Genomic DNA, 10709 nt, shown 5'->3' with positions numbered 1-10709 from the left:
CGACGCGGTCGGTGGCGAGCTCGTCGCGCGTGGTGCCGCGTCCGTCGGACGCGGAGCTTCAGGTGCCGGCAGGATTCAAGATCGAGCTGTTCGCCGAGGGCCTGCGCGCGCCGCGCATCATCAGGGTGGCGCCGAACGGCGATGTGTTCGTCGCGGAGACGCGGGCGGGCACCATCCGCGTGCTTCGCACTGGAGAGAGCGGCAAGGTCGCGACCAACGAGGTGTTTGCGACCGGGTTGAGGCAGCCATTCGGCATCGCCTTCTTTCCCAATGGCGACAACCCGCAATGGGTCTATGTCGCCAACACCGACGGCGTCGTTCGCTTTCCCTATCAGGCCGGCGATCTCAAGGCGCGCGGCAAGGCCGAGACCATCGTGGCGAGCCTGCCGCATGATGGCGGCCATTCCACCCGCGACATCGTCTTCACACCTGACAACAAGCGCATGTTGGTGTCGGTCGGCTCGCTCAGCAACGTCGCGGAAGGCATGGGTACGCCGCCGGGCGGAATGGAGGCGTGGTCGAAAGCGCAACCGCTCGGCGCGGCCTGGGCCAGCGAGACTGAGCGCGCCGCGGTGCTGGCCTTCAATCCTGACGGCAAGGAGCGCAAGATCTACGCCACCGGCATCCGTAACTGTGTCGGCCTTGCGATGCAGCCGCAGACCGGACTGCCCTGGTGCTCGACCAACGAACGCGACGGCCTCGGCGACGATCTGGTGCCCGATTACGTGACCTCCGTGAAGGAGGGCGGCTTCTACGGTTGGCCATGGTTCTATATCGGTAACAACGAGGATCCGCGCCACGCCGGCGCGCGGCAGGACCTCAGGGACAAGGTGACGGTGCCCGATGTGCTGATTCAGCCGCATTCGGCGTCGCTCGGCATGACCTTCTATCAAGGCACGCAGTTTCCGTCCGAGTACAAGGGCGACGCTTTCGCCGCCGAGCACGGCTCGTGGAACCGGTCGAAGCGCACCGGCTACAAGGTGATCCGCATCAAGATGAAGGACGGCAAGCCGACGGGCGAGTATGAGGATTTCGTCACGGGGTTTGTCGTGAGCGACACGGAGGTGTGGGGCAGGCCGGTGGGCGTAGCGGTTGCGAAGGACGGATCGCTGCTGGTCTCGGAAGACGGCAACGGCACGATCTGGCGGGTGACGAGCACGCGGCAGTGACCATGAACCCTCTCCCCTTGTGGGCCGGTTGCGTTGTTCGCCGATTGTGATTCCCTAGGGCGAACCTTGGGGGATCACGATGGCGGTGAAGCAGCCGAGTTATTGAGGCATGGTTACCGAAGGGGGCCGGTGCCAATGCGGCGTTGGAGCGGCTGGCCGGCTTGGTCAAATGATATCGCTTCGAGAAGCTGATGGCGCATTTGCGGGATGAAGGAAGCCCTGGCCGGCCGGGCTATCCGGTGCTGGTGCTGTTCCGTGCACTCCTGCTGCAATCGCTCTATGGTCTTTCGGAGCGCGAGCTCGAGGAGGCCTTGGGGGATCGTCTGTCATTCAAGCGCTTCGTGGGTCTCAGTCTTGAGGATGCAACGCCTGATCACACGGTCCTGAACCGCTTCCGGAACCAGCTTGTTGAGCAAGGCCTGCTGGAGAAGCTGTTTGGTGAACTCGATCGTCAGCTTGAGAATGCCGGCGTCATCCTCAAGCGCGGCACGAAGCTGGACGCAACCTTGATCCAAGCGGTGTCAGGGCCGCCGACGGAGGAACGAGCGTCGAACGATCCCGATGCCCGGTTCACCAGGCGGCAAGGCAAAAGCGGCACGACGACGAGCACAGGTGGAGACCACCTTCGCCACTCTCAAACGGCGCATGCGGCTGACCTGCATCCGCTATGTCGGCCTCGTCAAGGCAAGCGGGCAGATCCTGCTCGCCTCCATCGCATTCAACATGAGACGGTGGGCCGCGATCGCGGCTTGAGCCGTCCGCCGAGGGCACCAACCACCCCTTGTCGGCTCACTATCCCGACAACCGGCTCTCCCTGTGACTGTCGAGGCATCAAAAGAGTGGCGCAACAGGCCCACAGGGGAAGAAGGGAAGGGCAGCGTCTTTCGCCTCCGTTCACCCCCGTCTCACGCTCGCGCCGCCGTCCACCGGCAGCGTCACGCCGGTGATGAAGCCCGCTTCATCCGATGCCAGGAACAGCGCGGCGTTGGCGACGTCCCATCCGGTGCCCATTTTCTTTCGCAGCGGCACCTTGCTGTCGCGTTCGGCTTCGACCTCGGCGCGGGTCTTTTGCCATTCGCGGGCACGGGTATCGACGGCCATCGGCGTGTTCATCAGGCCGGGCAGGATGACGTTGGCGCGGATGCCGTATTCGGCGTTCTGGTAGGCGAGCTGTTCAGTGAAGGCGATCATCGCCGATTTCGTCGCCTTGTAGGCAACATAAGGGTAGGTCGTGATCGCCGCGATCGATGAGATGTTGATGATGGCGCCGCTTCGCTGCGCGCGCATGATCGGGATCACTTCTTTCGCGGCGAGGATGCAGCTCTTCAAATTGATCGCGACGACGCGGTCGAACGCCTCTTCGGTCAATTGCAGCAATTCGGCATCGCCGCCGGCAAGACTGACGCCGACATTGTTGTGCAGCACGTCGACCCGGCCCCAGCGCGATTGTGCATCCGCCACCATCGCCTTGATGTCGGCAGCCTTGGTCACGTCGGCCTTGAAGGCCGTTGCGGTGCCGTGTTCCGCGGCGATCATCGCAACCGTTTCCTGCGCCGACTCCAGATGATGGTCGACGCACAAGACCTTCGCGCCCTCGCGCGCGAAGGTCAGCGCAGTGGCGCGGCCGTTGCCCATGCCTTCGCCGGGGCTCTGGCCGGCGCCGACGACGATCGCAACCTTGTCCTTCAAGCGCATCTCATTCACTCCCCGACCCGAGTCCTGGTCATCCCCTTATTTTCGTGCAGATTAGCAACGGCCCCGCGCGGAGAGAAGGGCGCGGCTCCTGCGTTCATGTCATTGACATCACATGGAATTGCATGTTGCGGCCGGCCGATCGCCCATGGCTGCCCCTTGCGTATCGGAACCGTTCCGAGGTCGCCGCGTTTGTTGCGGAGCCCTTCCCGCGCTAGGCTCTGTCCCGGGGCTTCCCAACCGCCAGTGGCTTGCCGATGAATCTGCTCGATCCACAAGGGCCCGTGGCTGCGGCCAACAGCACCATCCTGGTCGATTCCGTCTTCATCATGCTCGTGATCGTGGTGCCGACCATTGTCGCGATCCTGGCCTTTGCGTTCTGGTTTCGCGCCTCTAATCCGCGCGCGCGGTTTCAGCCGGACTTCGTCTATTCCGGCCGGGTCGAGATGGTGGTGTGGGCCATTCCGGCGCTCACCGTCATCCTGCTCGGCGGTGTCGCCTGGATCGGCTCGCATCAGCTCGATCCCGCAGCACCCGTGCCGGGCACCGGCAGCCCGGTCCGCATCCAGGCCGTCTCGCTCGACTGGAAATGGCTGTTCATCTATCCGGATCAGCGCATTGCAACAGTCAACACGCTGACGGTGCCTGCCGGCGCCGAGCTGAATTTCCAGCTGACGTCATCGAGCGTGATGAACACGTTCTTCATCCCGCAACTCGGCAGCATGATCTACACCATGAACGGCATGGTGACGAAGCTGAACCTGCGCGCCGACAATGAAGGCAAGCTGCAGGGACTGTCGGCGCATTTCTCCGGCGACGGGTTTCCGGACATGATGTTCGACGTCAACGTGATCTCGCCGCTCGCCTTTCCGGAATGGGTGGCGACGACGGCGAAGGCCGATGCCGTGCTGAATGAGGACAGCTACAAGAAGCTGATGCAGCAGGGCATCGAGAAGGGCAGGCCGACCTATCGTCTCGAAGACCCGCGCCTGTTCGACCTGATCGCGACCCAGCACATTCCGCCAGGTCCAGGACCGGAGCTCGCATCCGAAGCGGGCCGGCCGCACAGTGGAGGCCATGATGCTCGGTAAGCTCGATTGGTCGGCCATCCCGTTCGACCAGCCGATTCCACTGATTGCGGGCGCAGTGGTGCTGATCGCGATCCTCGCGGTGCTGGTCTGGGTCGTGGTGAAGGGACATCTGCCCTATCTCTGGCACGAATGGATCACCAGCGTCGATCACAAGCGGATCGGCGTCATGTACATCCTGCTGGCTTCGGTCATGCTGCTGCGCGGCGGCAGCGACGCCATCATGATGCGCATCCAGCAGGCCATCGCCTATCAGTCGCAGGGCTATCTGCCGCCGGAGCACTACAACCAGATCTTCTCGGCGCACGGCACCATCATGATCTTCTTCGTGGCGATGCCCTTCGTAATCGGGCTGATGAACCTCGTCGTGCCGCTCCAGCTCGGCGTGCGCGACGTCGCGTTCCCGACGCTCAATTCGGTCGGGTTCTGGCTGACCGCGACCGGCGCGCTGCTGGTCAATCTCTCGCTCGTCATCGGCGAATTCGCGCGCACCGGCTGGCTCGCCTTTCCGCCGCTGTCGGGACTGTCCTATTCACCGGGGGTCGGCGTCGATTACTACGCCTGGTCGTTGCAGATATCCGGCGTTGGCACGCTGGTGGCCGGCATCAACCTGGTCACCACCGTGCTGAAGCTGCGCACCAAAGGCATGAACTATCTGCGCATGCCGATGTTCTGCTGGACCACGCTGGCCTCGAACCTCCTCATCGTTGCGGCCTTCCCGATCCTCACCGCCACGCTCGCGATGCTCTTGCTCGACCGTTACCTCGGCTTCCACTTCTTCACCAACGAGGCTGGCGGCAACGTCATGATGTTCATGAATTTGATCTGGGCCTGGGGCCATCCCGAGGTTTACATCCTGGTGCTGCCGGCATTCGGTATCTTCTCCGAGGTGGTCTCGACCTTCTCCGGCAAGGCGTTGTTCGGCTATCGTTCGATGGTGCTCGCGACCATGGCAATCTGCGTCGTCTCCTTCATGGTCTGGCTGCACCATTTCTTCACGATGGGTGCGGGCCCCGACGTGAACGCCATCTTCGGCATCGCCAGCATGATCATCGCGATACCGACAGGCGTGAAGATCTACAATTGGCTGTTCACGATGTATGGCGGCCGCATCCGTTTCGCGACGCCGATGCTGTGGTCGGTCGGCTTCATGGTGACATTCATCATCGGCGGTCTGACGGGCGTCCTGCTCGCCGTGCCGCCGGCTGATTTCATGCTTCACAACAGCATGTTCCTGGTGGCGCATTTCCACAATGTCATCATCGGCGGCGTGCTGTTCGGCGCCTTCGCCGGCTTCGAATATTGGTTTCCGAAGGCGTTCGGCTTCCGTCTCGACGAGCGCTGGGGCAAGGCCGGGTTCTGGTTCACCTTCCTTGGCTTCTTCATCACCTTCATCCCGCTCTATATCGCCGGCATGCTCGGCATGACGCGGCGGATGCAGCACTATGACGTCGCGGCGTGGCGGCCCTGGATGATCGTAGCAGCCGCTGGCATGGCCGTGCTGACGATCGGCGTGATCTGCCAGATCGTGCAGCTCGTGGTCAGCATTCGCAATCGCGAGGCTCTGCGCGACCGCACTGGCGATCCCTGGGATGGCCGCTCGCTGGAATGGGCGACCTCGTCGCCGCCGCCCGTGTTCAATTTCGCCTTCAATCCGGATGTGCGCGGCGAGGACGCTTATTGGCACATGAAGGCTCACGCCCAGCAGCAATCGCTCGAACGCGACGGGCCGGAATATCAGGACATCGAGATGCCCCGGAATTCCCCGACCGGCTTCGTCTGCGCGTTCTTCGCCACCATCATGGGCTTCGCGCTGATCTGGCACATCTGGTGGATGGTGATTCTGGGCGGCTTGGGCGCGTGGGCGACCTTCGTCGTGTTCGCCTGGCGGGACCACGACGAATACGTCATCCCGGCCGAGGAGGTCGCGACGATAGACCGCGTCAATATTGAGGAGCGGCGCAGCCTTGTCAGCATGGCGGGGACCGTCTGATGACGATGACCGCGACAGCCGGCCACGCGCACGCCGATCCTCATCACATCGGCGTCGTGATCGAGCATCCCGGACCCGCGTCGAAGCGGATCGTGACCGCCTACGGCTTCTGGATTTTCCTGCTCTCCGACATCGTGATGTTCTCCTGCTTCTTTGCAGCCTACGCGGTGCTGTCCGGCCAGACCGCGGACGGCCCCAAAGGCTCGGAGATTTTCGAGCAGAAGAACGTCGCGATCGAGACGGTCTGCCTGCTCTTGTCGAGCTTCACCTGCGGCATGGCCAGCATCGCGGCCGATGTGCGCAACCGGTTCTGGTTCTATCTCGGCATGAGCGTGACCTGCGTGCTCGGGCTGATATTCCTCGTTCTCGAGTTCCGCGAATTCGCCGATCTCGTCGCGCGCGGCTATGGCCCGTCCCGCAGCGCGTTCCTGACCGCATTCTTCTCGCTGGTCGGCTGCCACGGCCTGCATGTCTCCGCCGGCGTGTTGTGGCTGCTCACCATGATGGCCCAGGTGTTCGCCAAGGGCTTCCGTGCCGACATATTGCGGCGGATGATGTGCTTTGCGCTGTTCTGGCATGCGCTCGACATCATCTGGGTCGCAGTGTTCTCCGTCGTCTACCTGCTGGGGAGTGCCGCATGAGCGATCAGACGCATATGCCCGCCGGGCACGATCTCGCGCCAGGTGACGAAGAGCAACACAGTGTCGGCACCCGCATCGTCGGCTACGTCGTCGGCCTTGTCCTGGCGCTGCTGCTCACGGCGACGTCGTTCTTCATCGCCGGCACCGATCTGGTCTGGCAACCGTCCATCCCGGTCGCGCTGATCGTGCTCGCGATCGCGCAGATGGGCGTGCATCTGGTGTTCTTCCTGCACATCACCACCGGCCCGGACAACACCAACAACGTGCTGGCGCTCGCCTTCGGGCTGCTGGTGGTCTTCCTCGTGGTCGGCGGGACGGTCTGGATCATGGCGCATCTGAACGCCAACATGCCGCCGATGGACCACATCATGCGGATGCAGTGATAGAACCCGCCCCAAAAAGAAGAGCCGCTTGTGATGACAAGCGGCCCAAGTCTAGGGAGGAAACGCCCGAGCAAGGCGATCGGGCCGGAGCCGGATTGCCGCCAAGGAAACGCACGCGCAAGCGCTTGCGTCCGCATACAAATGCGGCAACTCCCGATGAAGTTCAAATCCGGATCAATACGGTCCCGGACTACCACTCAGGGGTGCGTGAGCGATTTTTTCACTTTGGCCGGCGGCAATTATAGGCCTTGCGGAAGCCGGCGGCCTGGGCGTCGTCCTCCGAGCAGAACCAGCGGTCCGGCTTGGTGGTTGCCGGGTAGCTTGGGCAGCCCCGCAGATGATAGATGCCGATATTGCCGGTGACGCGCGCGCGTACCGCAAGCTTGCCCTTGATGCTGCAGCTCGGCGGCATCGTCAGCTCTTCCGGGAACAGCACGGTGCGGATTTCCTTGTCGCGGTCCTGGCGGCAGGCAGCGCCCAGCAATGCGCCGTCCTTCTTGCCGGCGCGGAAGTCCTGCGGTGCAACAAAGCAGCCTTTCCAGATGCCGACGGCGGCTGTCTTGGCTTCGGTCGCGGCCGGCTTGACGTTCGCTTTGATCGGCTCCCGCGCGACAGCAAAGCCGAGCTTGACCAGCTGTTCGTTCAAAGTCGATTTGTCGCCCTCGGCCGTGCAGATCGCCCGGTGCCGCTTGCCGAAACTCTTCTCCGGCCCGACATCGTCACAGCGCACAGTCCGCTTGCCGATCAGCTTGGTCAGCTGGTCGCGAGCCTCGATGCCGCAGGTCCAGGGATCGGCGTGATCGTCGATACAGACTTGGTCCAGTTCGGGCGCGTCGACGCCGTCGAGCCGATAGGTGGCGTCGCCAAGCTGGATGGAATTGCCGTCGCGGACCGTCGCGGCGGCGGTCAGCGCGGAAGCCGGCTCGGAGGACGCCAGGAATCCGGGGAGGGCGAAAAACCCAACGAGCGCAAAAGCGCGGGCGGCGGCAAAGACATTTCGGAAGGACATACGGTCTCGCTATCGATGGCTCGGGCGCCTGTTCCTAGCATCCGGACGTGGCGATACCAATGGTCTGCACCCTGCGAAGTGCGACATTCCGGCCTCGCGGCTTTACTCCCCGCCCGCTCTGATCCTATCGTCCACGGGCCTTACTAACCGTACAGGCCGAATCGCCCGGAAAGCGGCGAGGGCGGGAGGAAAAGGTTGCGATGAAAGAGCCCGTGGACGTCCTGATCATCGGCGCCGGCGCTTCGGGCGCCGCGGTGGCGTGGTCGCTGGCCGAGACCAAGATGCACATTCTCTGCCTGGAGCAGGGCGGCTGGATGAACCCGGCGGAATATCCAAGCACGGGCCGGGACTGGGAGGCGAAATTCTATGGCGAATGGTCGTCGAGTCCGAACGTTCGCGGCCGGCCCGAGGACTATCCTGTCAACGACGACAATTCGCCGATCAAGGTCGTCAACTACAACGCGGTCGGCGGCTCGACGGTGATGTACACCGCGCACTGGCCGCGACTGCATCCCTCCGATTTCAAGGTGAAGACGCTGGACGGCGTCGCCGACGACTGGCCGATCGACTACGACGCGCTGACCCCGTTCTTCGAAGAGAACGACCGTATGATGGGCACGTCCGGCCTGTCAGGCGATCCGCTCTCGCCGCTGACGCATCCGCCGATGCCGCAGCAGCCGCTCGGATTGTCCGGCGCCATCATCGGCAAGGCCATGAACAAGCTCGGCTGGCACTGGTGGCCGTCGGACACGACGGTCGCGACGATGGACTATGAGGGCCGCGCCCGCTGCATCAATCTCGGCCATTGCACGCCGGCTTGTGCGCAGGGCGCGAAGTCTTCCACCGACATCACCTATTGGCCGCATGCGGTCCGCGCTGGCGTCGAGCTGCGCACCCATTGCCGGGTGCGCGAGATCACCACCGACGAGAACGGCATGGCTTCGGGCGTGGTCTATTACGACAAGGACGGCGTCGAGCAGTTCCAGCCGGCGCATGTCGTCATCATCGCGTGCAACGGCGTCGGCACGCCGCGACTGCTGCTGAACTCGGCGTCCTCGCGCTTTCCGAACGGCCTTGCCAATTCGTCAGGCCTCGTCGGCAAGAACCTGATGTTCCATCCTTATGCGCAGATCTACGGTTACGTGAAGGAGCCGACAGATAGCAACCGCGCGCCGCCGACCTGTTTGTGGAGCAAGGAGTGGTACGACACCGACCTCTCGCGCGGCTTCGTCCGCGGCTACGGCGTCCAGTTCGTGCGCGGGGCAGGGCCGGTGTTCGAGGCTGTCGTCAGCGAGCAGAAGGGCATTCTGCCCTGGGGCGAGGATCATCACCGCGTCTTCCGCAAGCTCAACGGCCATCGGCTGGGGTTCTCTGCAATCTGCGAGGATTTGCCGGAGGAGCACAACCAGGTCACGCTCGATCCGGTGCTGAAGGACAGCCACGGCATTCCCGCGCCGAAGATCAACTACACGATCAGCGAGAACAGCCGGAAGATGATGGAGCACGCGCTGGCGCGGGGCCGGGAGGTCCTCGAGACCGCCGGGGCGACCGACATCTGCATCAACTCGCCGATCCCCTGGGGCGGCTGGCACCTGCTCGGCACCGCGCGGATGGGCACCGATCCCGCGCGCTCCGTCGTCAACGAATGGGGGCGAACGCACGACGTGAAGAACCTCTTCATCGTCGACGGCAGCATCTTCGTCACCTCGGGCGGGGTGAACCCGACCTCCACCATCCAGGCCCTTGCGCTCTACATCGCCGACCAGATGAAGCAGCGCCTCGCCAATTTGTTCGATTGAGAATGATGATGCGCAAATCTCACAGCGTGCTAGGTGCACCTCTCCCGCTTGCGGGAGAGGTCGGCACGAAGTGCCGGGTGAGGGCTCTCTCCTCTGGGGGAGCCTCTTTGCGGAGACACCCTCTCCCCAACCCTCCCCCGCAAGCGGGGGAGGGAGCGCACCGTCACTGCGGAGGATACAATGCCTGATCAACTCTCTCTCTCGCCTCGGCAGCGCGATGACCTCCGTACCGTCGCTGCGATGATCGTACCCGCCAGCGACGAGTACAAGGTGCCCGGCGCAGACGATCCCGCGATCCAGGGCGATATCCTCGCCACGCTCGGCCGCGACACCAAATTGGTGACAGCGGCCCTGGATCATCTGGCGCGGCTGGCAGGTCAGCCGCTCGCCGGGCTCGATGCTGCCAGGCGCGATGCGGTGGCGCAGGAGTTCCGCGAGCACGGCGGCGCGGCTGCCGCAACGCTCGCCCGCGTCGTGCTACAATGCTATTATCGCGACGATCGCGTGCTGCACTCGCTCGGACTTGAGCCGCGCGCGCCGTTTCCCAAGGGCCATGTGCTTCCGGACGGCGACTGGTCATTGCTCGATCCGGTCAGGGCAAGACCTGTCAGCCTGAGAAGGGCACCCTAGCCATCTGGGTAGTCCAGCCCTGCGCTCCGGGCGCGCACCTTGTGCGGCAGGGAACAGGCCACCATCTGTGTGAGCCTTCAAGGACTCTTGCCATGCTGGATATTACCTCAGATATCGCCGATGACGCACCGTCATCGCGAACGGCGGCGGCTGCTCCGGTCGATGACCGGGCGCTGCTGGACGCCTATTCCAATGCCGTGATCGACGTGACCGACCGCGTCGGCCCTGCCGTCGTGCGCGTCGAGACCGGGCCAAAAGTGCCGAACGGCCGCGAGCGCGGCGGGCTCGGTTCGGGCATCGTGATC

Annotated in this window: 11 protein-coding genes and 2 pseudogenes; 10 read left to right on the top strand and 3 right to left on the bottom strand. The window is 63.8% G+C overall.

Annotated elements, in window-relative coordinates; translation table 11 throughout:
* Together MOV75_RS14415 and MOV75_RS42680 are read left to right on the top strand one after the other, a co-directional pair.
* Positions 1–1169, top strand: a 1169-nt coding sequence (locus tag MOV75_RS14415; RefSeq protein WP_247006038.1) for a sorbosone dehydrogenase family protein, incomplete at its 5' end; no start/stop codon positions are given.
* A gap of 191 nt (positions 1170–1360) precedes the next feature.
* Positions 1361–1552, top strand: a pseudogene (locus MOV75_RS42680) (transposase); the annotation flags it as partial.
* Here MOV75_RS42680 and MOV75_RS42675 read toward each other — a convergent pair.
* Entirely contained in the window at positions 1496–1684 is a 189-nt protein-coding gene (locus tag MOV75_RS42675; RefSeq protein ID WP_309486943.1) for a hypothetical protein, read from the bottom strand. The pseudogene MOV75_RS42680 and the gene MOV75_RS42675 overlap by 57 nt on opposite strands.
* 46 nt (positions 1685–1730) lie before the next feature.
* Between MOV75_RS42675 and MOV75_RS42670 the strand changes: the two genes are divergently transcribed.
* Positions 1731–1922 (top strand): transposase, encoded by a 192-nt coding sequence (locus MOV75_RS42670; RefSeq protein ID WP_309486942.1) that lies wholly within the window; start codon positions 1731–1733, stop codon positions 1920–1922.
* A gap of 141 nt (positions 1923–2063) precedes the next feature.
* Here the strand turns inward: MOV75_RS42670 and MOV75_RS14405 are convergent, their stop codons facing one another.
* Positions 2064–2864, bottom strand: a complete 801-nt coding sequence (locus MOV75_RS14405) for an SDR family NAD(P)-dependent oxidoreductase (RefSeq protein WP_247006037.1) — start codon at positions 2862–2864, stop codon at positions 2064–2066.
* A 254-nt stretch (positions 2865–3118) separates the two neighbouring features.
* Here MOV75_RS14405 and MOV75_RS14400 point away from each other — a divergent pair, with 254 nt between their 5' ends.
* The 4 genes from MOV75_RS14400 to cyoD are packed head-to-tail and all read left to right on the top strand — an operon-like array spanning position 3119 to position 6966.
* Entirely contained in the window at positions 3119–3952 is an 834-nt protein-coding gene (locus tag MOV75_RS14400) for a cytochrome ubiquinol oxidase subunit II (protein WP_246921281.1), read from the top strand.
* On the top strand, positions 3942–5942 hold the full coding sequence (cyoB, locus tag MOV75_RS14395) for a cytochrome o ubiquinol oxidase subunit I (RefSeq protein ID WP_247006036.1): 2001 nt from the start codon (positions 3942–3944) through the stop codon (positions 5940–5942). The genes MOV75_RS14400 and cyoB overlap by 11 nt, the downstream gene beginning before the upstream one ends.
* Entirely contained in the window at positions 5942–6583 is a 642-nt protein-coding gene (locus MOV75_RS14390) for a cytochrome (ubi)quinol oxidase subunit III (protein ID WP_246921277.1), read from the top strand. The genes cyoB and MOV75_RS14390 overlap by 1 nt, the downstream gene beginning before the upstream one ends.
* The gene (gene cyoD / locus MOV75_RS14385) at positions 6580–6966 is read left to right on the top strand and encodes a cytochrome o ubiquinol oxidase subunit IV (protein ID WP_246921275.1); all 387 of its coding nucleotides are present in this window, start codon (positions 6580–6582) and stop codon (positions 6964–6966) included. The genes MOV75_RS14390 and cyoD overlap by 4 nt, the downstream gene beginning before the upstream one ends.
* A 220-nt stretch (positions 6967–7186) precedes the next feature.
* On the opposite strand, the gene MOV75_RS14380 is transcribed toward cyoD, so the two are convergent.
* Positions 7187–7975 (bottom strand): thermonuclease family protein, encoded by a 789-nt coding sequence (locus MOV75_RS14380; RefSeq protein ID WP_247006035.1) that lies wholly within the window; start codon positions 7973–7975, stop codon positions 7187–7189.
* Between the two features lie 200 nt (positions 7976–8175).
* Between MOV75_RS14380 and MOV75_RS14375 the strand changes: the two genes are divergently transcribed.
* From MOV75_RS14375 to MOV75_RS14365, 3 genes and pseudogenes are all read left to right on the top strand, one after another.
* Positions 8176–9774, top strand: coding sequence for a GMC family oxidoreductase (locus MOV75_RS14375; protein ID WP_247006034.1), 1599 nt, complete (start codon positions 8176–8178; stop codon positions 9772–9774).
* A gap of 180 nt (positions 9775–9954) precedes the next feature.
* Complete coding sequence (locus MOV75_RS14370) at positions 9955–10404, top strand: hypothetical protein (RefSeq protein WP_246921268.1); 450 nt, start codon at positions 9955–9957, stop codon at positions 10402–10404.
* Positions 10405–10496: 92 nt separating this feature from the next.
* Positions 10497–10709 (top strand): annotated as a pseudogene (locus MOV75_RS14365) (serine protease); the annotation flags it as partial.

Source organism: Bradyrhizobium sp. PRIMUS42, assembly GCF_023006515.1.
In the GTDB taxonomy this organism is placed as follows: Bacteria; Pseudomonadota; Alphaproteobacteria; order Rhizobiales; family Xanthobacteraceae; genus Bradyrhizobium.
This window is presented reverse-complemented; position numbering and strand designations above follow the sequence as displayed.